19 protein-coding genes and 2 pseudogenes are annotated in these 20,856 nt (G+C 70.4%); 9 read left to right on the top strand and 12 right to left on the bottom strand.

Going from position 1 to position 20,856, the window contains the following annotated elements:
• Positions 1–14: 14 nt before the first annotated feature.
• Positions 15–335, top strand: a pseudogene (locus tag ACFY3C_RS36550) (zinc-binding dehydrogenase); the annotation flags it as partial.
• Positions 336–349: 14 nt separating this feature from the next.
• Here the strand turns inward: ACFY3C_RS36550 and ACFY3C_RS36545 are convergent.
• The 3 genes from ACFY3C_RS36545 to ACFY3C_RS36535 are packed head-to-tail and all read right to left on the bottom strand — an operon-like array spanning position 350 to position 5,603.
• Entirely contained in the window at positions 350–742 is a 393-nt protein-coding gene (locus ACFY3C_RS36545; RefSeq protein ID WP_390773884.1) for a hypothetical protein, read from the bottom strand.
• Complete coding sequence (locus ACFY3C_RS36540) at positions 742–3,087, bottom strand: DUF4132 domain-containing protein (RefSeq protein WP_390773883.1); 2,346 nt, start codon at positions 3,085–3,087, stop codon at positions 742–744. Before ACFY3C_RS36540 ends, ACFY3C_RS36545 begins: the two co-directional genes overlap by 1 nt.
• Positions 3,087–5,603 carry a DUF4132 domain-containing protein gene (locus tag ACFY3C_RS36535; RefSeq protein ID WP_390773882.1) on the bottom strand — a complete coding sequence of 839 codons (2,517 nt, stop codon included), beginning with the start codon at positions 5,601–5,603 and terminating at the stop codon, positions 3,087–3,089. The genes ACFY3C_RS36540 and ACFY3C_RS36535 overlap by 1 nt, the downstream gene beginning before the upstream one ends.
• A gap of 198 nt (positions 5,604–5,801) precedes the next feature.
• On the opposite strand from ACFY3C_RS36535, the gene ACFY3C_RS36530 reads away from it, so the two are divergent.
• Together ACFY3C_RS36530 and ACFY3C_RS36525 are read left to right on the top strand one after the other, a co-directional pair.
• On the top strand, positions 5,802–6,032 hold the full coding sequence (locus ACFY3C_RS36530; RefSeq protein ID WP_390773881.1) for a hypothetical protein: 231 nt from the start codon (positions 5,802–5,804) through the stop codon (positions 6,030–6,032).
• Entirely contained in the window at positions 6,022–6,750 is a 729-nt protein-coding gene (locus ACFY3C_RS36525) for a hypothetical protein (RefSeq protein WP_390773880.1), read from the top strand. Before ACFY3C_RS36530 ends, ACFY3C_RS36525 begins: the two co-directional genes overlap by 11 nt.
• On the opposite strand, the gene ACFY3C_RS36520 is transcribed toward ACFY3C_RS36525, so the two are convergent.
• Together ACFY3C_RS36520 and ACFY3C_RS36515 are read right to left on the bottom strand one after the other, a co-directional pair.
• Positions 6,635–7,546 (bottom strand): transposase, encoded by a 912-nt coding sequence (locus ACFY3C_RS36520; RefSeq protein ID WP_390773879.1) that lies wholly within the window; start codon positions 7,544–7,546, stop codon positions 6,635–6,637. The genes ACFY3C_RS36525 and ACFY3C_RS36520 overlap by 116 nt on opposite strands.
• 176 nt (positions 7,547–7,722) lie before the next feature.
• Positions 7,723–8,679, bottom strand: coding sequence for a proline dehydrogenase family protein (locus ACFY3C_RS36515; RefSeq protein WP_390773878.1), 957 nt, complete (start codon positions 8,677–8,679; stop codon positions 7,723–7,725).
• Positions 8,680–8,812: 133 nt separating this feature from the next.
• On the opposite strand from ACFY3C_RS36515, the gene ACFY3C_RS36510 reads away from it, so the two are divergent.
• Positions 8,813–9,769, top strand: a complete 957-nt coding sequence (locus ACFY3C_RS36510; protein WP_390773877.1) for a GlxA family transcriptional regulator — start codon at positions 8,813–8,815, stop codon at positions 9,767–9,769.
• 438 nt (positions 9,770–10,207) lie between these two features.
• Positions 10,208–10,456, top strand: a complete 249-nt coding sequence (locus ACFY3C_RS36505) for a hypothetical protein (RefSeq protein WP_390773876.1) — start codon at positions 10,208–10,210, stop codon at positions 10,454–10,456.
• A gap of 122 nt (positions 10,457–10,578) precedes the next feature.
• On the opposite strand, the gene ACFY3C_RS36500 is transcribed toward ACFY3C_RS36505, so the two are convergent.
• The 4 genes from ACFY3C_RS36500 to ACFY3C_RS36485 all read right to left on the bottom strand — a co-directional run bounded on the left by ACFY3C_RS36500 (position 10,579) and on the right by ACFY3C_RS36485 (position 15,344).
• Positions 10,579–11,637, bottom strand: coding sequence for an AraC family transcriptional regulator (locus ACFY3C_RS36500; protein ID WP_390773875.1), 1,059 nt, complete (start codon positions 11,635–11,637; stop codon positions 10,579–10,581).
• Between the two features lie 61 nt (positions 11,638–11,698).
• Positions 11,699–13,126, bottom strand: a complete 1,428-nt coding sequence (locus tag ACFY3C_RS36495) for an aldehyde dehydrogenase family protein (RefSeq protein ID WP_390773874.1) — start codon at positions 13,124–13,126, stop codon at positions 11,699–11,701.
• On the bottom strand, positions 13,123–14,001 hold the full coding sequence (locus ACFY3C_RS36490) for an SDR family NAD(P)-dependent oxidoreductase (RefSeq protein WP_390773873.1): 879 nt from the start codon (positions 13,999–14,001) through the stop codon (positions 13,123–13,125). The genes ACFY3C_RS36495 and ACFY3C_RS36490 overlap by 4 nt, the downstream gene beginning before the upstream one ends.
• Positions 13,998–15,344 (bottom strand): flavin-containing monooxygenase, encoded by a 1,347-nt coding sequence (locus ACFY3C_RS36485; RefSeq protein ID WP_390773872.1) that lies wholly within the window; start codon positions 15,342–15,344, stop codon positions 13,998–14,000. The genes ACFY3C_RS36490 and ACFY3C_RS36485 overlap by 4 nt, the downstream gene beginning before the upstream one ends.
• Before the next feature lie 321 nt (positions 15,345–15,665).
• Between ACFY3C_RS36485 and ACFY3C_RS36480 the strand changes: the two genes are divergently transcribed.
• Positions 15,666–16,937 carry an MFS transporter gene (locus ACFY3C_RS36480; RefSeq protein WP_390773871.1) on the top strand — a complete coding sequence of 424 codons (1,272 nt, stop codon included), beginning with the start codon at positions 15,666–15,668 and terminating at the stop codon, positions 16,935–16,937.
• On the opposite strand, the pseudogene ACFY3C_RS36475 reads toward ACFY3C_RS36480, so the two are convergent.
• From ACFY3C_RS36475 to ACFY3C_RS36465, 3 genes and pseudogenes are all read right to left on the bottom strand, one after another.
• Positions 16,903–17,070: pseudogene (locus ACFY3C_RS36475) on the bottom strand (Appr-1-p processing protein); the annotation flags it as partial. The gene ACFY3C_RS36480 and the pseudogene ACFY3C_RS36475 sit on opposite strands and share 35 nt — an antisense overlap.
• A gap of 387 nt (positions 17,071–17,457) precedes the next feature.
• Positions 17,458–17,640 carry a DUF4158 domain-containing protein gene (locus ACFY3C_RS36470; RefSeq protein WP_390773996.1) on the bottom strand — a complete coding sequence of 61 codons (183 nt, stop codon included), beginning with the start codon at positions 17,638–17,640 and terminating at the stop codon, positions 17,458–17,460.
• Between the two features lie 77 nt (positions 17,641–17,717).
• Positions 17,718–18,350, bottom strand: a complete 633-nt coding sequence (locus tag ACFY3C_RS36465; protein ID WP_390773995.1) for a type III effector protein — start codon at positions 18,348–18,350, stop codon at positions 17,718–17,720.
• A gap of 126 nt (positions 18,351–18,476) precedes the next feature.
• On the opposite strand from ACFY3C_RS36465, the gene ACFY3C_RS36460 reads away from it, so the two are divergent.
• From ACFY3C_RS36460 to ACFY3C_RS36450, 3 genes are all read left to right on the top strand, one after another.
• On the top strand, positions 18,477–18,908 hold the full coding sequence (locus tag ACFY3C_RS36460; protein ID WP_191876093.1) for an Hsp20/alpha crystallin family protein: 432 nt from the start codon (positions 18,477–18,479) through the stop codon (positions 18,906–18,908).
• 97 nt (positions 18,909–19,005) lie between these two features.
• Positions 19,006–19,401 carry a DUF2267 domain-containing protein gene (locus ACFY3C_RS36455; RefSeq protein ID WP_390773870.1) on the top strand — a complete coding sequence of 132 codons (396 nt, stop codon included), beginning with the start codon at positions 19,006–19,008 and terminating at the stop codon, positions 19,399–19,401.
• Positions 19,402–19,514: 113 nt separating this feature from the next.
• A complete protein-coding gene (locus ACFY3C_RS36450) occupies positions 19,515–19,895 on the top strand; it encodes a DUF2267 domain-containing protein (RefSeq protein ID WP_390773994.1) in 381 nt (126 codons plus the stop codon).
• Positions 19,896–20,856: the final 961 nt, after the last annotated feature.

The following is a 20,856-nucleotide window of genomic DNA, read 5'->3' as shown; positions in this document are numbered from 1 at the left end:
AATCACGGCGAAGCCTCAACACGATCAGCGCCAGGATCGACGTCGACGCCTACCTCTCGCTGCTCGCCCTCGACGGCGCCCTGGTCAACGTCGGCGCCCCCGGCGAACCGCTCGCGGTGAACGTGCCCTCCCTGTTCGCCAACCGGCGCTCGTACGCCGGATCGCTGTTCGGCGGTGTCCGCGAGACCCAGGAGATGCTCGACTTCTGCGCCGAGCACGGCATCGGCGCAGAGATCGAGCTGATCCCGGCAGACAAGATCAACGAGGCGTTCGACCGGGTCCTCGCCTCCGACGTCCGCTACCGGTTCGTGGTCGACACCTCCTCGCCGGCCTGACACACGAGCACGGCTCAGCCGCCGACGAGGGCGACGAGCTTGATGAAGACCAGGTCGGGATCGACGGTGAGATCCACGACGTCGTCGAGTTCCTCGACCTGGCGATCGCCGGCCAGCACGAAGAACCCGTTGGCCAGGAAGGCCCGCTCGGCGATCTCGGCCTGGCGCTCCCAGTCGATGCGGCGTACTTCGCGGAGCCGGTAGCCGTTCAGCTCCGTCTCGGCGTCGTCGGGGCGGACGAGGCCGTTGAAGCGGTCGCTCGGTCGGGCGTTGTGCCGGGCGACCTCCTCGCGGACCCGGAGCCTGATCAGCTCCCGTACGGTCATCCGCTCCGGCAGCCCCGCGACCTGCCACTCGGTGACGGGCTTGCCCGTCGCGGTCTCGTCCCGGAACGTCACGGTGGCCATCAGGCACCTCGCTTGATCTGCATGAGGATGGTCTCGTCGGTGATCTTGGTGTCGGCGGCGAGCAGGAACGCCTTGCTGAGGATCAGGGAGAGCCGTTCGTCCTCGAACGGCAGGAACACCTTGCTGTCCCCCGAGCGCCCGGCCGGGACGATGCACAGGTAGCTGTCGTCCGGTGCCATCAGGATGTTGGCCGAACCCAGATGGATCTTGTACGTGCGCAGATCGCCACGGACGACCAGGAAGCGGCCGTCGAGCGTGCACCGGTCTGCGATCTTCAGGCGCGGCAGGATCCGTTCCAGGACGTCGCGGCGGGCCTCGGCGCTCGCCGTCAGCTCGGCGAACCCGGCCCGCTCCCAGTAGGTGCGCACGGGGCCGCCGTCGGTCCAGTCGGGATCGGCGGCGATCGAGGTGACACCGACGAAGAGGTCCACGTCGCGCATCGCCTCACTGAACACCAGTGGGGGCACGTCGGCGAGCGGTGCCTCGCGCCAGCTTCCCTCCACCCGGCGGTCGAACCGCACTTGGTCGGTCGAGGCCAGTTCGTCGTTGCCCGCCCAGTCGGCCCAGGTGTGGAAGAAGCGGACCCGCCACTCCCCCGCCGCCAGCGTGCGCTCGGCCTCGTCGCCGTCCCCGCCGTCCCAGGGACCGAGCAGGTCGCTCTTCCATCCCCGGGCCCGGAACAGGGCGAACATCCTGCGGTAGTGGACGAGGTGGGCGGCGAAGCGGTTGGAGTAGACGCGGGTCTGCTCCTCGGCCGGGGTGAGCAGGTAGATCTCGCGGAACGCCTGCTTGAAGGGCTGGCGTATGCACCGCTCGGTGAGCAGGTCCCGCCAGGCCCGCACGGCGTGGGGTTCGGAGCGGAGCGGGTGCCAGAGCCGGACGGAGGCGTCGTCGGGGGCGTCGGGAAGGTGCTCGTCCGTCTCGGGCAGTACGGCCCGCCACTCGCCGGGTGCGACCTCGATCTCCCAGATCAGTCGGCGTACGAGGGCACTGGCGAGGGGGTGCCCGGCCAGGTCGGTGCGCCACCAGCCGTACGGGTGGACGGCTTCGACGGCGAAACCGCCCTCCAATGCGCGTACGAGGGTGGCGAGTTGGGCATTGACGCGCTTCACCAGCTCGCGCAGCTCCTTGACCAGGGCGGCGTGGTCGCGGCGGACCGGCGCCGGGAGGCTGCGCAGCGGGCGGCCGTCCTTCTCCCAGGTCAGCGTGGCGGTCTCGGTGACCGTGACGACGGCCTGGTAGTCACCGGCCGTGCGGCGCAGGACGCCGCCCGCGGCGGAGCCGCTGATGGATACGGTGTCGAACTCCAGCCTCGGCAACCGCAGTGCCACGTCGGTGCGTTCGGCCAGCGCCGCGTCGACCTTCTTGAGCATCTTGTCGAGCTGCTTGGGCACCCCGGCGTGCCGGACGGTCCGGCGCACGGTGCGGATCGCGGTCACCAGCTCGGGCGTCGGGAAGTCCTGTGCGGCGCGGACCGCTTCGTACAGCAGGGCCTGCGAGGGAAGCGTCTTCGCCGCCGTCGGGGCGAGGGCGACGCCGGGCAGCAGCCGCTCGAACAGCTCCGGCAGCCAGGGCTCGTCGCGCTGCAGCGCCACCCGCAGGGCCTGTCCGAGCGAGGTGATCTCCCGGTCTGTGAACGCCTTGTCCGCCCGGTAGGGGATCTCGCCCGCCCGGATCGCATCCGTGCGGTCGGCCGCGGCTTCCAGTGCGCGCCGGGCGAACGCCACGTAGGCGGGATTGTCGGCCGCCCGGCGCCACGTGTGCGCGAGCGGCGCGACGAACCTGTGGTCCCGGTCGATGTCGGACAGCAGCGCCCGTTCGGCCGGGGTGCAGCCGGCCATGACGGCGATCTCGTCCGCGACGATGGGGCCCACATCAGCGGAGAGGCGCTCCACGACCGCGCGCAGGGTCCCGTCGCCGGCGAACCCGGCGACCGCGAGCAGTGCGTACGGCTGGCGCAGGGTGTCCTTCTCCAGCCGGAACTCGACCAGGCGACGGGCCGGTTCGGACACGTCGGGCAGCGGCCCCGTGCAGGACTCCAGCGCACGCAGGCCGAGGGTGAGGTCCGCCCAGCCGGACTCCTCGCATCGCTCGACCAGTACCTCGAACATCCTGCGGCACGCCTCGGGCGTGTAGCGCGGCTGCCGTTCCCTGGCCGCGTCCTCGACCATGAAGCGGACCGTCGTCATCGTGGGCGCGGCCGAGGCCCTCACCTGGTAGGCCGCTACGAACAGGCTGCCGAGCTGCTCGTCGGAGACCTGTGACAGATCCGGGTTCCTGTCCTGCTCCGCGAGCGTGAAGTCCGGGTCGGTCAGCGCGCGTGTCAGCCGGGCTGCGAGGTCCATCAGGCGCCCCTCTTGATCTGGCGGAGGATCGTGTCGTCGGTGATCTTGGTGTCGGCGGCGAGCAGGAGCGCCTTGCTGAGGATCAGGGAGAGCCGTTCGTCCTCGAACGGCAGGAACACCTTGCCGCCGCCCTTGCCGCGTGACGCGACGATGCACAGGTAGGCGTCGTCCGGTGCCATCAGGATGTTGGCCGAGCCGAGATGGATCTTGTACGTGCGCAGATCGCCGCGGACGACCAGGAAGCGGCCGTCGAGCGTGCACCGGTCTGCGATCTTCAGGCGCGGCAGGATCCGTTCCAGCGCCTCGCGGCGGACCTCGGCACTCGCCGTCAGCGCTCCGAACGTGGCCGTGCGCCAGTACCCGGCGTAGCGGTCCTCGCCCCGGTCGGTCCAGTCGGGATCGGCGGCGATCGAGGTCACGCCGACGAACAGGTCGACGTCCCGCATCGCCTCGCTGAACACCAGCGGGGGCACCTCGGCGAGCGCGACCTCCCGCCATTGGCGGCCGCTGCGCCGCTCGAAGCGGACCTGGTCGGTCGCTGCGTGCTCGGGCGCGTAGCCGCCGCCGTCGTCCGCGGCGGGCTCGTGGTGGAAGCAGGCCCGCCACGCGCCGTCGCCGAACTCGGCCCGGGCCAGCCCGTCGTAGCCGCCGTCGTACCGGCCGAGGAAGTTGGCCTGCCAGCCGCGCTCCTTGAACAGCGCGTAGAGCTGCCGGTAGTGGACGATGTGGGCGGCGAACCGGTTGGAGTAGCCGCCGGTCTCCTCCTCCGCCGGGGTGAGCAGGTAGATCTCCCGGAAGGCCTGCTTGAACGGCTGCCGCAGCCGCTCCGTGACGAGCCGCTCCCGCCACGCCCTGATGTCGTCCGTCGACGCCCGGATCGGATGCCACAACCGGACGCGCTCCGGCGCACCGGGCGGCTCGGCCGTCGGCGCCACCGCACGCCACTCGCCGTCCGCGTCCTGGAACTCCCAGATCAGACCGCGCACAAGAGTGCCGGTGACCGGATGGTCGCGGTAGTAGCGGCACCACTCGTCGTACGGCCACTCGCGCCCGGCCGACATCAACGCCTCGACGCGGGCCCGCTCGCCGGAAAGCGTCCCCCGCACCTCCTTGGCGAGGGCCTTCAACTCCTGGAGCTCGTCCGGGAACTCGTCCTTCACCGCTGCCGGAGCCGTACGGGACGTGCTGCCGTCGGGGCGGGTGAAGGTGAGCCGCACGGTCGCCGCTTCCTCGATGGCCACCCGCACCCGGTGTCCGCCCAACTCCCGTTCCAGCGAGCCGTCCGGTGCCAGGCCGTGGTCCGGCACGCTGCGCTCGATGAGCTGCTCGGCCGTGATGCCCTGCTTGCCGGCCGCCGTCACCAGCGCGGTGTCGAGCTGCTTGCGCAGGGCCCGGTGCTTGATCCGTGACCGCAGCCGCCACAGGGCCTCCAGCGAGGCCGGATCGCCGGTCTCGGCCAGCGCGTTGATCGCCGCACCCGCGAGCTTGAGATCCTCGATCACGTCGGTCCCGGGGCCGCCGGCCCGCAGAGCGAGCGCGCCGAGATGCCGCACCGCGGCCGGGGCGCCGGTCAGCACGGCCGCCCAGACGACGCCGCGGGCCAGGTCCCCGTCGTTCTGCTGGACGAGGTAGTGGTAGTGGTAGCCGTCGTCGAGCCAGCCGGTGTGCGCACCGCTTCGCCTTGTGCACAGCGGATCGTCCTCGGCCAGCGCGCGCAGGACGTCGGCCACGAGGTCCCGCGCCGACGCCGCGTCCGCGAGTTCGAGGCACGTCCGCCGCCACTTCTGCGCGGGACGCGGCCCGGACAGACCCGCCAGGTGCCGGACGAAGTCGGCCAGCTCCGCCGTCGGCGACGTGGTCGCACGGTCGCGCAGCGGGGCGGCCCAAGGGGCGTAGGGCGGGATCAACCCCTCGGGGATGTGCGCCTCGTCCACGCTCGCGAGCAGCGCACGGAGACGTTTGACGACCGGCCCGCGCAGGTGCGCGGGAGCATCGCCGCTCATGAGCTTCCCGTGTGCGTGCCGCAGCCACGGCGCGATTGCACGGCACCCGTCGGCGCCGAGCCGCTCGGCGGCAATCAGCGCCACCCCCAGGGAACCGGCGGACCAGAAGCCCATGTCGAACTCGGAGACACGGACCAACAGCACCGCGACCTCATCCGGCGTCCAGCCGTGCACCCGTGAGATCACGGTTCCGATCTCGGAGTCGTACCGCCAGAGTCCCATGTCGTCGAAGCGGGAGGCCAGCATGAGGCACAGGGCCGCCGCCCTGCCCTCCTCCTCCGAACAGTCCGCGAGCCGCCCTTCGATCTCGGCCTGGGTCGCCGCGCGTATCGCCTGGATCCGCTCGAATTCCCCCGGTCCTCCCCGCAACGCCGCGGAGGCGTCCCACTGGGGATCCGTCCGCTGACGTTCCAGGAGATCGACGAGCCAGCGCACGCGGTCGAGCGCGGCGCACCTCACGTCGTCGAGCGAGTCGTTCCTACGGGATTCGGCCACCAAGGTGTCGTAGAGCATGGCGGGATAATGGCAGGGGGGACTGACAATGCCTCAGGCACCGACGACTGTGACCAGGATTGCCAGTTGGCATCCGTCGGGCGACGGCAAGGTGCTGGACATCAAGACCGCGGACATCAAGGGGCGGCACCTGCCTTCCACCAAGGGGCCATCGATCTGAGCAAGGCGCTGACCACTCTCATCCAGACCCTGGACGGCTTGGGTGAGCCCTGGGGCCACGACGAGCAGGGTGACAAGTTCGGCAACGCCTACAAGCCGCAGCAGAAGAAGATCGAGAGCGCGGCGGGCGTGCTGGTGCTCGGTCTGACGAGCATTCACGAGGCCATGGTCGACATGGCGGACGGAACCGTGGACAACGACCAGCTCATCGCCGGCATGTTCACGGAAGTGAAGACCGACCAGCAGAGCGACGGTGCCGGTGAGCGTTGAGGACAAAGCCCGGCACATCCTTCTCAAGCTGGGCATGTGGTGGCCGGAGGCCGACTCGGGCAAACCGCGGGAGGCGGCGAAGGCCTGGCGCACGTTCGCCGGTGCCGTCGACGACGTCCCCTCCCCCGTGCACCGCAGCGCCTCGTCGATCATCCACCACAACACCGGTGAGTCGATCGAGGCGTTCGACAAGTTCTGGGGCCGCTACGCCAAAGACCAGGACGGCGGCTGGCTGAGCGACCTCGCCGAGTCCTCGCGGGAGATGGCCAAGGCACTGGAGAAGTTCGCCGACGCCATCGACGACGCGATCAACAAGCTCTGGACGCAGATCGGCATCGACGCCGCCGTGATCGCGGGCGGCGTGACGCTCGCCTTCTTCACCGCGGGCCTCGCCTCCGGGGCGGCCGTCGCGGCGGCCGACGCGGTCATCGAGTTCGGTGCCACCATGGGCGTCGCCGTCACCACGACGGTGGCCGAGATCGCCGCCGGCACCCTCGACGCCGCCGCCTTCGGTGGCGTCGAGTCCGTCGCCGTCGACCTCGCCGTGGCCCAGCCGCTGAAGATGGCGACCGGTCTGCAGCACGGCTTCAGCCTGGACGAAGTCAACCAGGCCGCCAAGGACGGCATGATCTTCGGCGGCGCGCTGGGCGCGGCAGCAGCCGGCGCCTGGCCCTCCACTCGGGGGCGGTGGCCCGTCCTCGCCGGCCGCGCAGGGTGACAGTGGTGCGGCGGCGGACGGTGCTGAGCATCTTGTTCGCGAGTTGGACGACGTGGAAGTGGTCGACCACGATCGTGGCGTGGGGTAGGCCGGTGCGCACGGCGGCCCGGTAACCGCTGGACATGTCGATGGCCACGTAGCGGATGGCGCGCCGCCACTCGATCGGGGTCGAAGCCAGCCAGGCCAGCACGTCGGAAGGAGCACGGGCTTCGACCTGCCCGAGCAGCCCGCCGCTGCCGCTCGCGTCCACGAAGCCGGTGTGCCACTGGTCTGTCGTCGGCACCCATCGCCCGGTCACGGCATCCTGGTGCGACTGGGTGCGCCCGCGCCGGGTCTCGTCGATCCCCAGCACCTCGACGGGCGGCAGCGGCGCGGTGACGACCTCGCGAGCGGTGGTCCGGAAGGCGTCCATCACCGTCGGCCACGACAAGCGCAGATCCCGGGCCGCCTGGATCACCGTGGACCCGGTGTCGCGCACCCGCCGTCCTGCCGCTTCCCGCAGCCGGGTCGTCAGGCGGGCGCGTGCCGGTATCTGGGGGATCTGCTCGGTGAACGACCGACGCGGGCAAGCGGGTTCGCGGCAGTACCAGCGGCGCTTGTGCCAGCGGAACTCCAGTCCGCGTTCGCCGTACGGCAGGTCGCGGGGCCGGGTGACCGCCGTGCCCTTCGGCTGGCAGGCCCGCGCTCCCTCGTCGACGGTGGTCAGGTGCACCCGCCGGGTGCCGTCCTCCAGCCGCTCGACCCGGACGACAGACACCCCGTCAAGGCCGAGCAGCAACGTCGTATCGTTGGGCAAGCCCGTGGCTCCTGCCTGATTTCTCCCCGGAAAACAGAAATGATCACGCGCTCGATAGCGAGTCAGCAGCGGCCCGAGGCTGTCGTTGCGGCGGAACAGCTCTGGCCGTCGGGTCGCTGACGCTTCGCAGGGCAGTGCGCTCAGGCGTCATGACGTGGGCCCGCATCAGGTAGTGGTCATGCGGCCGCGTCGACGAGGGCTTGGAGCAGGCGCTGGGGGTCTTCGGCGATGCGGTTGCAGACGTAGAGCCACCATTCCGTGCCGAAGACGATGTACTCCCGGGTGGGGTGGCCGCGCTCGGCCATGGCCTGGAGGCGGTCGGGCCCGAGGCCGAGGAGGGTCTCGAACTCCCAAGGATCGGAATCGGTGCCCTTCCCTCCGAGGTGCTGGTCAATACGGTTGATCAAATCCCAGTCGTGGGTGGCAAAGGAGCACAGATGGCCCGAGTCGGCCAACTGTTGCGCATACGCAAGATAGGCAGCGGTCAGGGCCGGGGCCTCGCGCCGGTGCGCTATGGCCTCAGGTTCGAGGAAGGCGCCCTTGACCAGGCGGATGCGGCCGGGACGGGAAAGCAGCTCCGACAGGTCGTCTGCGGTGCGATACAGGCGTGCCTGGACGGTGATGCCCACATGGTCGAACCGCTCGCACAGCTTGCGGTGCAGGGCAAGCACCTCGTTGGTCCGGTCGGAGCCTTCAGCCGAGATCACCATCTCCCGCCCGGTGTCGGCAGTGGCCTGGGCGATGCGGGAGGCGTTGGCAAGGGCAAGCTCCGCATCGACGGCTAGGCCGATGTGGGACAAGTCGAGGGAGATCGAGCACCCTGGTGGCAGCAGACGGGCCGCGGAGAGGAAGGTATCGGTCTCTTCCGTGGCCCGCTGCGGGTCGCGGCAGCTCTCGCCCATGTACTCGACGTTCACGCGGTGGCCGACGGCCAGGACCTGCCGCGCCCGGTCCAGGGCGTCGGGCAGGGTTTCACCGGCCACGTACCGCCGCGCAACTTTGCGGGCCAGAGGGCCGAGGACCGGGTCGCCTGGGACGCGCCACTTCAGCTCCTCGTCGAGCGCAAGCCCACGCAGGACTTGGGCAGCCTGTGACGACAAGGCGGCGTTGGTGGCGGGGGTCTGTGTGGTCATGCGCTGTGCCTAGCTGTTCGCGGGATGGATGAACGCCTGCGAGCCTTCCAAACCGGTGCTCCCACCTGAGAGTGGCAGAAACGACAGGTAAGCTGAAATTCCTGCCATCGTCGTGAGAGGGGATCGGGAACCTGTGCTTCACGACATCGCCGTCCTGGCTCTCCAGGGTGCCCACGCATTCGAGCTGGGCGTGTTCTGCGAGGTCTTCGGGATCGACCGCAGCGATGACTCGCTGCCCGTGTACGACTTCGCTCTTGTCTCGGCCACCGGCGACAGCGTGCCGACCCGCCACGGCTTCGAGGTGCGGGCCCGGCACGGCCTGGAGCGGCTGGCCTCGGCGGACCTCATCTGCGTCCCGGCCTACGACCTCAACGTGCGCCAGCCGGACCACCTGACCGAGGAACTGCGGGCTGCTGTGCAGCGTGGCGCTCGGGTCCTGAGCATCTGCACCGGGGCCTTCCTCCTGGGCGAGGCCGGGCTGCTCGACGAGCGACGCTGTACCACGCACTGGCGCTACACCGACGAACTCGCCCGCCGCCACCCGCGTGCCCGGGTCGAGTCGGACGTGCTCTACGTCGACGAGGACCCGGTCATCACCGGCGCCGGCACCGCCGCCGGCGTCGACACCTGCCTCCACCTCATCCGCAAGGAACACGGCAGCGCCGTCGCCAACTCGATCGCCCGCCGCATGGTCACACCCCCGCACCGCGACGGCGGCCAGCACCAGTACCGCCAACGCCCCCTCCCCCGAGAGGGGACTGGGTCTCTCACCCCTGTCCTGGCCTGGATGGAAGCCAACCTCGACCAGGACCTGACCGTCGACGCAATGGCCAACCGTGCCCACCTTTCCCCGCGGACCTTCGCCCGACGCTTCCGGCAGGAGACCGGGACCACTCCGCTGCAATGGCTCACCGGACAGCGGGTCCTGCTCGCGCAGCACCACCTGGAGACCACGGACGATCCAGTGACCGCGATCGCCCACCGCACCGGCTTCGGTACCGTCGACAACCTCCGCCACCACTTCGCCCGACACCTCGGCACGACGCCCCAGACGTACCGGCGCGCGTTCAGGACCCTGCCCACCAGCTGACGATCCGCGCCCGCCACAGCTCCACAAGGGCCAGTGCTGTCGGTCCTCATGAACAGAACCAGGTGGGCAAGCCGTCACCGACCGCGACTCCACGTCAGCGGCCCGGGCGACGCGCACCGCTAAAGATCGAAGACCCCGAAAACTGCGGGCACTGGATCCCCGACGAGAAGCCGGAGTTCCTCTCAAAGGAGCTGATTCGCTTCTTCGCGCAATCCGACCAGCAGCGATAACGGAAAAGATCACGAGTGATCGATCCGCGGCGCGATCAATCCCCGGAGGACGACATGCGAGTTGATAGGTGATTTGTCGTCACCTGAACGCGTGGGACTGCGGCATCCGGGACCGGTCGGTGGCTCGGGCGTGCTGGGCTGAACCCCGTGAGCGATCGCAAGCCCTACAACCGTCCTGTCCGACGGGCAGTGGGCGCTGATCGAGCCGGTGATCGCCGCGTGGAAGGCCGCGCAACCCTCGGTCAGCGGTCACCAGGGCCGGTACGAGATGCGGGAGATCGTCGGGGGCGACATGTTCTTCGCGATCCTGAAGGGGTGGCCGAAGGAGCCCGCGTACGGAAAGGCTTCGGTGGCCAACTTCGAGGAGTACGCCGAGAAGGTCTCGGGGAAGTCGTTGTCGGCTCTGTTTGGTGCGTGGTTGTTCGAGCCGACGGTGCCTGCGGGGGGCTGCGGTTGAGGCCGTGGCGGCTCCTGTTCAGCCGAAGTCCTGCCGGGTTCGGTGGTGCGGGGGCTGCGGGTCCGGTTGTGGCTGGTCGCGCCCACGCGGCGGAGCCGCACACGAACACAGCCCCGCGCCCCTTACGGGGCGCTTAGGAACCCCTCCCGCAGCTGCAGCGGCGCCACGCCGTGCCACCTGCGGACCGCCCTGCGCAGCGCGCGTTCGTCGGAGAAGCCTGCCTGGCGAGCCACCTCGCGGAGGGTGAGGTGGGGGCGGTGCAGGAGTTGTTCGACGCGTTCGCGCCGTACGCCCTCGACGATCGCCTCGTAGGAGCTGCCGCAGTCGGCCAGGCGGCGGCGTAGCGTGCGCTCGCTCGACGCGTGTCTGCGGGCCTGCTCGGCGAAGGAGGGGACGTCCGGAAGGCTCTGCGCGACGGAGATCTCCAGTACCTCCAGAAGGTCCTGCTGCTGGCGGCGCGGGGCCATCTGCGCTTCGAGCAGTTCGAGGGTCGAGGCGTAGGTCACCGGATCGCGGCCCGGCATCGGCCGGTTGATCCATGCCTGCGGCACCACCATGCGGTTGTGGGAGGCGCCGAAGTGCAGCGGGCAGCGGAAGATGTCACGGAACGGCTGGACGTCGTGCGGAGCGGGGAAGGCAAAGTGGACGTCCTGCGGTGCGAGGCCGGCGCCGGCGGCGAGGCGGCCCAGCGTGACGACGCTGGAGAACGCCTCCTCAATGAGGAAGACGGCGACGTTCGGGTCGACCACCGGATCCGGGAGGTCGGCCCGCACCACGTAGTCGGGGCCCTCCCGGCCGGCCGACCAGACCGTCATGGCCCCGGACACGTTCTGGAAGCGCACGCCCGTCTCGATGGCCACCTGGAGGGTGTCGCTGGCGAGCATGGCGAAACCCAGGAGACCCCAGGCGGTGAGGTGCTGGGCGGCTCCGACCCGCAGGCCCAGGTTCTCGTCGCCGGTGAGTTCGACGGCGCGTCGGATGACGGCACTGCCTTGCCGGTAGGAGACGCGCAGGGCCGCCGATGCCATCAGGGTCTCGGCGAGACCCACTTGTGTCAGCTCCGGTTGCAGGTCGACGCCGTACTCCCGGGTGATCTGGCTGAGGTAGCGCAGGATGTTCGGGGAGATCGTCGCCGACGTGCTGCGCGTGGTGCCGTTCTCCGGACTGGGTGCCTCGGGCATGGCTTCTCTCCAGGGCCGTACTGGCGACCACTTTAGGCAGGGGCGTCCGGTTTCCGCCTTGTCAGCGGGTGCGGATCCACACCGTCTTCTCCCTGGTCCACTGGTCGAAGGCGTTGGTGGATCGCTCCGCCCCGCCGAATCCGGACTGCTTCCAGCCACCGAAGGGGGAGGTGATGTCGCCCTCGCTGTAGGCGTTGACGGAGACCACTCCGGCCTGGATGCCACGGGCGAGGCGGAAGGCGGTGTCGAGGTCGCGGGTCCATACGGAGGCAGCAAGGCCGTAGGCGCTGGCGTTGGCCGTCCGGACGGCCTCCTGCTCGGAGGTGAAGGTCTGGACGGTGACCACGGGTCCGAACAGTTCCTCGGTGACGACCCTGCTGTCGTCGGGGGCGCCGACCACCACGGTGGGCGGGTAGTAGGCCCCGTGCGGGTGGAGGCCTTCCGGCAGCCGGGCCATGTGCGCCACGGCTCCGGCGGCGACCGCCTCGTCCACGGCGCGTGCGACCCGGTCCCGCGCCGCACCGCTGATCAGCGGTCCCATCCTGGTGTCCGGGTCGGCAGGGTCACCGATGGCCAGCGCCCCGGCGGCGGCCGTGAACCGGGTGATGACCTTGGCGGCGATGTCCTCGTGGACCAGGACGCGGGAGCCCGCCGTGCAGTTCTGGCCCGTCGTCAGGAACGCGGCCTCGACCATGTCGTCGATGAGTTCGGCGCCGAAGTCGAGCGCGTCCGGCATCAGGACCTGGGGGCTCTTGCCGCCCATCTCCAGGGAGACCCGTTTGAAGTTGGTCTCCGCGGCATCCCGCAGGATCCGCCGTCCAGTGGCCGTCGAGCCGGTGAAGGACAGGGCGTCCACCCCGGGGTGGCGGGCGAGCGCCCGGCCGGCTTCCGCCCCGTGGCCGGGCAGGACGGTGAGCGCCCCGTCCGGCAGACCCGCTTCCATAGCCAGCCGGGCCATGTGGAGGGCCGAGCGGGGGGTCGCTTCGGCCGGCTTGAGCAGCAGGCTGTTGCCCGCGGCGAGGGCGGGGCCGATCTTCCAGGCGGCCATGGCGAGCGGGTAGTTCCACGGAAGGACGGCCGCAGCCACTCCGACGGGTTCCCGGCGCATCAGGCCGAGGTGGTCGCGGCCGGTGGGCGCGACGCGCCCGAAGACCTTGTCGGCCGCCTCCGCGAACCAGCGGATCGACTCGATCGCGGCGGGCACGTCTCCGGTGCGGCAGTCCGTGATGGGTTTGCCCGCGTCCTCGCAGTCCAGGCGGGCCAGGATCTCGGCGTCGCGTTCCATCAGGTCCGCGAGGCGCAGGAGTGCCGCGGCCCGCTGCCGGGGCGGCCGGCCCGACCACGCCCCGCTGTCGAAGACTCGGCGGGCCCGGTCCACGGCCGTGTCCACCTCGTCCGCGGTGGTGGCGGACAGGGTGTCAAGGGTTTCTCCGGTCGCCGGGTTGACGACCCTGAGCAGGCGGGCGTTCGTTTCTGTGGTCACGGTCATGCCTCCTTCACCAGTTCCCAGCGGCCGTCGACCTGACGCGCCAGTCCTCTGCGGCGCAGGTCCTCCAGGTATCTGGCCAGGCCGTGCTCGCCGCGCCTGCGGAAGAGCGGGAGGAGTCTGGGCAGGAGGTTCGGTACCAGCATAGAGAAGCGGACCAGGCGGGATTCGCCTGCGCGCGGATACGCTTCGAGTCGCGGCCTGTCGAGCAGGCTCACCACCGCGGCGACGACGTCGGACGGCTGCTGCGGCGGGTCCTGGAACTGCAGGGAGTTGCCGCCGTCGACGGCCTCCTGGCGCAGCATCGGGGTGTCGGTGGCCGACGGCAGGACGGAGCCGACGCGGATGCCCTTGTCGCCCAGGTCGAGGGCGATGGACAGCATGGCGCCGCGCAGCCCGAACTTCGACGCCGCGTAGATGGGGGTCTCGCCCTGCGGAAAGATGCCGGCCAGGGACACCGTCGTGATGACGCGGGGATCGCCGGAAGCCCTCAGCAGGGGGATGGCAAGCCGGGTCGCGACGAGCGGGGAGAGCAGGTTGAGGTCGATCTCCCGCTCGATGCTCTCCACAGCGCGCACGTCGAATCGCTCGGTGCTGGTCATGCCGACGTTGTTGACCAGCACATCAAGGCGGCCGAAGGCGAAGGCGACCTGTTCGAAGAGGTCCGCCACCCCTGCCCGGTCCAGCAGGTCGCAGCCGAGGCCCAGGTGACCGGCTCCGGGAAGGGTGTCCGCGACCCGCTGCGCGCGTTCACCGTCGATGTCGACAACGACGCACACGGCGCCGCCGGCCGCGAACCGCCGGCACAGCGCGCTGCCGATGCCGCCCGCGCCGCCGGTCACCAGCATCACCTTGCCGGTGTAGTCGTAGCCGCTCATGCCACCGTTTCCTTGCTGCGGACGGCCGCCACGGCCGGCGGGCGTCCCTCGGTGGGCCAGCCCATGGCGGCGGCGACCTTGGTGAGGTACCTGGTGTACGCGGCGCTGTCGACGTAGCCGGTGTGGCGCGGGGAGTCCACGAACCTCAGGCCGCCGGACAGGTCCGGGCGGTCGCCGCGGATCATGCGGGCGAACCGCTCGGCGTTCGGCATGCCCCGGCGCGTGTCGTGGACGAAGCCGGCGATCAGCTGTGCCTGGGCGTCGAAGAGCTTGTAGGCACCGGAGTTGGTCTCGATGAAGCCGACGCCGAACAGCCCCTCGTGCTCGCGGGAGAACGACGACAGGTACAGGTCGGGGTGCTGCTCGTCGCCGAAGTAGCGCTGTGCGACGGGCACTTTGTGGACATACCCGGTCGCCAGCAGGATCAGGTCGAAGTTGTTGCTGCTGCCGTCGGTGAAGTGGACGCTGTTGCCCTCGGCGCGGACGATGCCGGGTCGCGCGGTGATGTCGCCGTGCTGCAGGTGGTGGAGCAGCATCGAGTTGACCGTCGGATGGGTCTCGAAGAGCTTGTGGTCGGGTTTCTGCAGGCCGAGGCGGCGCGGATCGCCGTTGATGATCCGCAGGAGCGCGCCGAACAGCTTCTGTTCCAGCCACTTGGGCAACCGGGGGCCGACACCTTCCAGGGTGTCCACGGGCCTTCCGAACACATGCTTGGGGATGAACCAGTAGCCGCGGCGCATGCTGATCTCCGCACGGTCGGCGGCGCGGGCGGCGTCACAGGCGATGTCGCAGCCCGAGTTGCCCGCGCCGACCACGAGGACCCGCTTGCCGCGCAGTTCGTCGCTGCTGCGATAGCCGACCGTATGCCGGATCTCGCCGCTGAAGTGACCCGGGATCTCGGGGATGTTGGGGTGCCACTGCGAGCCGGTACAGACCACGATCTGTCCGTGTCGGCTGGCCCGTCCGTCGGACCGGGTCACCGTCCAGGTGCCGTCCGGGTTCTTCGTCACGTCACGGACCTCGGTGCCGAACTCGATCCGCTCCGTCAGCCCGTACGCGTCGGCGAAGGACGTCAGGTACGACAGGATCTGCCGGCGCGAGGGGTAGTCGGCGAAGTGGTCGGGCATCGGCCAGCCGCCGAAGCCCGAGACGGTCTTGCTGGAGATGAAATGCGCCGACTCGTACATTGGGCTGCCCGGATTATCGATGTCCCACAGACCTCCCGGACCCGTGTGACGCTCGATGTGCGCATAGGGAAGCCCCCGCTCACCGAGCGCCCGTGCCACTGCCAGCCCCGCGGGACCGGCCCCAATCACACACGTATCGAATTCGGACTCCTTCACGAGTCCACCTCCTCTCGTCGCCACGTTCGGCGTGGGAGGAACTTAGGCAGCGTGCAAGCCCCGGCGGACTGGCCTGTGCGGCCACAAAGGGGGCCGCAGCGGCCAACCCGTTGACCGGCCCGGCGCGGCGACGGCCGGTGGATCTCTCCGCCCTGGTGGTGTGCCGGTCTCCTGAGGCACCGCTCGGACCGTCAGCTCCTGGCCGCCAGGGTCCTCAGTGTGGCCGCCGGTGTCCTCCGCCGGGTCGGTCCGCATTCCTACGGTTGCTCCAATTCGCGCGCACTCCGGCCCGCCCACGGTCCGTGACAGGAAGAGGCCCCCATGACCGCGTCCCTCGGAGCGACGGCTCCGCCTCTGCCCGTGAGAAGTGGCCTGCTCGCGGGATCCCGCCGGGTCACAGCCACCGTGTTCGCCGCCCAAGGGGCGGCAGTGGCCGCCGTGTCCACCACCGTGCCCGCCGTGGAGAGCCATCTGCGGCTGTCGTCCCTGGCGATGACCGCGCTCACGATCGCCCTGACGCTGGCCGCGGGTGCCGGCAGCTTCGCGGGCCTGGCCGCCGTACGCCGCTCGGGTCCCGTCACCGTCATGCGCGCGGCGGTGCTGACCGCGGCGGTGGCCCTGCTGTCCGTGGCCTGGGCGCCGGGCCGGCTCGCCGCCTCGGCGGCCTACGTCCTCTTCGGGCTGGCGCTGGGCGCCATCGACGTGTCCGTCAACACCCGCGCGGCCACCGTCGAACGCCACTACGGGCGCAGCATCCTCTCCTCCTTCTACGCCGCCTGGAGCGCCGCAGGCGTGGCCGCCGCGCTGCTGACGGCGGGCGTCTCCCGGCTGGGCTGGCCGGTCGAGTACGTCCTGACCGCGCACGCCGCGCTCGTGGCCCTCCTGGCCCTGACCGTCCGGCCCCATGTCCTCCCGCCCGCGCTCTCCTCGTCCGGCGGCAGACCGGCGCCGGTCGAGGAGGTCCTGGGGCGGCGGGTGTGGGCACGGCTCGTCCCCTTCGGTGTCGTTCTCCTCGTCGCCTACGTCGTGGACTCCACGGTCTCGGCATGGTCGACCGCCTACCTTCATCAGACCCTCGCCGCGTCCCTGGCGGCCGCGCCGCTCGCGTACGCGGCCTACCAGGCAGGCACGGTGACCGGCCGGGCGAGCGCCGACCTCATGGTCCGCCGGGTCGGGCCGGTGGCGGTGGTCCGCGTAGCCGCCCTGCTCGCGGCCGTCGCCCTGGCCGCTCTGGCAGTGGCCCCGACCTGGCCGTACGCGGTCGTCGCGGCAGGGTGTGCGGGCCTAGGAGTCGCCGCCCTCACCCCGCTGTGCGTCGCTGCGGCCGGCCGACTGCGGCCCGGTGCCCCCGAGACGGTGCTGGCCCGGCTCAACGTCTTCAACTACGTCGGCGTTCTCGTCGGAGCCGGCGCGAGCGGAGGCCTGGGGGCGACGGGCCACTTCCGCATCGCATACGCGATACCCGCCGCACTCGCCATGGTCCTGGTGACCACGGCACGCTTCTTCCGGACCGGCGGCACCCGGGCCGCCGCGGGCGTGGACACCGCGGTGTCCGTGCTCAGCTCACGTCCTTCCCACGGTCGTACACCATGACCGCGATCCCCCGCCCGACCAGCCGCTCCTGGATCAGCGGCTCGACCCGGGACCACTGCCCGCCCGCCAGCCCGCATCCTATGCGGGGCATGTGCACAGAGGCGCCGAGTTCCACCACCTCGTCGGCCGGCCTGCGGGACATGCCAAGGGCGGGTTGGCTTCTTCAGCGCTCTCGTGAGGTCTGCGGGGCCTCCATCGCGCAGCACAGCCGCTGTCACGGAGTCTTGAGCAAGGCTTTGTACTAGGTGCTGCCCGATCAAGCGGTCTTGGCAACTGCTACGGCCGTCACCGTCACGGCCGCCGTGGCCACGCCATAGCGCAGCCACCAGCGTCCGTTCCGTCGGGTGTTGCCGTTACTCCGCTGTCCAGCCTCATACCTTCACGTCTGCCCTGGGCTGCGCGTCCGGTCACGCGGACGGATGGTCGCGTGGCTGTGTCACTTTTCACGGATGTCGTTTCGACGTGGCTTCGGGAGTCGCTTTGGGCGCATCTGCGTGATCAATGTCGATGAGTAGTGATGTCATCCACGTAGGGAAGCGAGTTCGGCCAGGCGATCCAGGGCGGTGAGGAAGGTGCCCGGGTAGCGGGTGGTGCCGAGCTGGACGGCCCCGCCGATCCTGTTGCGCGCGCCACGGGCGGCCGTCGCCCGGCGCCGTGCGGTCTGGTCCACCAGGAAGGACCCGGTGAGCTGTCCCTCGTCCAGGTCCTCGGTTAAGTGGCACAGAGGTATGTCACGTGACGGCAGGTGATGTCGCGCACGCGTTGGGGCAGGGGGTGGGTTCAGGGGGGTGTGAGGGTGTCGAGTTGTGCCACGAGGTCGGGGTGGGTGGTGGTCAGGTGGGGGCGGGTGGCGTTGAGAGGGCGGATGAGTTCGGCGGGGTCGTCGTAGGCGAGGGCCGCGTGGAGCTGGCTGAGCGGGAGGCGGGCCGTGGCGGGCAGGTCGGTGAGGGCGGTGATCTGGCCGGCGATGCGGCGCAGGTCGGCTGCGTTGTGGCGGGCCCAATGGGCGGTGGTGCGTTCGGCGGCGCGGCGTTCGCGGGTGGCCTGGACGCGTTGTTCGCCGGTGGTTCCGGCGGGGCCGGGACGGCCGCGCAGGTAGCGGCGTTCGGCCGCCTGGCGGCTGGCGACGCCGAGGGGGTGGGCAAGATCGGCCCAGCTGGCTCCCGCGTCGCGGGCGGTTTCGATCAGGCCGGTTTCCCATCCGGCGAGCTGCTCACGGACCTGCCGCAGCAGCATCAGGGAGGCCAGCGCCTGCTCCGGCCCGGGGTCTGGAGCGTCGGGGGTGTCCGGGGAGTCTTGCTGGGCGTCGCGTAGGGCGCTGTCTATGGCGTTAAGGGCCGCCGCGGCGGCGAGGAACGACGCCGGGCTGTGGGCGTTCGTGCTGGTCGTGGGCGGCTGGTCGGCTGCGGTCACGGGCACCCCCTCTGCTGTCATCATGTGGACGACATCGTGTTTGTCATCCATTGGATGACATGTTACAACGGTGTCAGTGAGGCGCATTGGCAGCAACTGCCTGAACCTGCTGGAGGTGTTTTCACGATGTTGATGCGCACTGACCCCTTCCGTGAGCTGGACCGGCTGGCGCAGCAGCTGATGGGCCCGGGCACTTGGTCGCGGCCGTCGGCGATGCCGATGGACGCCTACCGCGAGGGCGACGAGTACGTGGTGGCCTTCGACCTTCCCGGCGTCACCGCGGACGCGATCGACATCGACGTCGAGCGGAACATGCTCACCGTCAAGGCCGAGCGGCGGCCGGTGGCGAAGGCCGACGACGTGCAGATGGAGCTGTCCGAGCGGCCGCTGGGCGTCTTCTCCCGCCAGATCGTGCTCGCCGACACCCTCGACACCGAGCACATCCAGGCCGACTACGACGCGGGCGTGCTCACCCTGCGTATCCCGATCGCCGAGCGCGCCAAGCCCCGCAAGATCTCCATCGGCGTCGGCTCCGGCCGCAAGGAGATCTCCGGGTGACACCAGCCGGGCAGGCGCGGAGGGCGGGCACCTGATCTCCCCCTCACCCCGCCCTCCGCACCCCGTGGGTAGTCCACAGAAGAACGGGGCGGCCGAGATGACTCTGCGACGCGAAGCGTTTCTCGCCCACGTGACCGAACGCGGCGAGTACGACACTCGGGAGGAATCCGAGCGCGCGGCCCGCGTGGTGCTCGCCCTGCTCGGCGCGCACCTGGTCGGCGACGTCCGCGCCCAACTCGCGGCGCGCCTGCCAGAGGAGTTCGCCCTGATCCTGCTCAACCCGCTGCAGAGCGCCGAACCGCTACCCCCGGAGCGGTTCGTCCGCGCAACCGCCGCGTGGATCGAAGGCGCCACCGAGCAGACCGCGGCCTGGGACGTCAGCGCCGTCCTGTCCGCCGTCGCCGACGCCGCCGGCGAGGACCTGCTGGGTCAGATCCTGCTCCAGCTCCCCGTCGGCTACGACCTGCTCTTCGGCCGCCCCCAGCCCACCTGACCATCCCGCACCCCGGTGCCCGAACACCGGCCACAGCAAGAAAGGCAACTACCCCAGTGATCTCCGACCAGAGCGCGCCGCTCCAGCAGCCGTACGGGACGGCATACGAGCAGATGCTGGAGAAGGTCCGCTACGAGGGCGCCTACCCCACCCGCGAGAAGGCTGACGAAGCCGTCCGCCTGGTCCTCGCCGGACTGGGACGCCAGCTGACCGGCGACGAACGCGTCGACCTGGCCGCCTGCCTGCCCCTGGAAGCCGCACGCGTGCTGACCGCGCAGATCCCAGACACCCAGCCACTGACCGGCTGGGCCTTCGTCAAGGACCTCGCCGCCCGCACCGGTGCCTCCCTGGCCACCACCCGCTGGGACACCAGCTCCGCCTTCTCCACCATCGCCGCCTACGCCGGCCCCGACCTGATCACCCGCATCCTCCACCAGCTCCCCACCGGCTACGCCCTGCTGTTCGGCCGCGCCGAACTCACCCCCGCCGCGTAAACGGCGACGTACGTGCTCGGGGCGGGCGCGACGACCACCGCGTCGCTGTCCGCCCCGCCCCAGGGGGCGCGTGGAGAAGGCCGTCGCCCGCTCGGCCGCCCGCAACAACACACTGGCACACGCGGTCGCTGGCCCCGTGACGGAATGGGCCATTCCGCTGCCAGAGCGCTGCCGATCAGATCGCGCTGCCTTCCTTGAATGCAGCGTTCCGTGCACGCTGCCCCGGCGTACTGCTGTGGCCGTCCATGGCCTTGCGAAGTTTCCTGGCCGTTCGGGGCAGGGGCCGCAGAGCTCGGCCCAGTGCCCTGGCTAGCTCGGGTTCGGCACTCATAAGCACGGGAGTAAGCCGGACGACCGCTCCGGCAGGCAGAGATTCCGAGGCGCGTTCGACGAGTGCGGCCAAGAGGTCGGCGTGGGCGGCGCACTCGTCGAGCGCAGGACAATGAGTGCGGGCGTATGCCAGCAGGCTGCTCTGCTGGTCCGCTGAGGCCAGGTGCCACAGCTGAGTCGCGTAACGCCACGGCTCGACCTCCTCGCTTTCGAGTAGATGCTGCACCAAGTTGTCCCGCAGACCGGGGATGGAGGTCAGCTCGGTGCGCTCAGCCGCAGCGAGCACAAGTTCGCGCGTGGGCTGTGGGAGAGCCGCCCAGTGTGCGGTGAAGAGGTTTAGCCAGTTTGCGTCGACTGCAGGGTCGCCCACGTAGTGCGCGGCAAGTCCAGGGCGACAGCGGGTCCATAGCTGACGAGCTGCTGGAAACGCTGGAGGGCAGCGAGAATCTGAGTCTCTCGAACTGCTCGATCCTGGAAGAGCAGATGCAAGCTCGGGATGAGCTCCTGGGAACGGGCGGCATCGCTCGGTGGAACTGCTGTCGGCGTCGGCTGAACTCGGACCCGCTTTGGGCGGTTGAAATGTGACCCGGTTGGTGGTCGGTGGGTGGTGGTTCAGTCGTTGTCGGGTGTG

The organism is Streptomyces sp. NPDC001410 (assembly GCF_042895235.1).
Lineage (GTDB): Bacteria > Actinomycetota > Actinomycetes > Streptomycetales > Streptomycetaceae > Streptomyces.
Note: the sequence above shows the minus strand (reverse complement) of the source record. Positions and strands in the feature narration are given on the sequence as shown.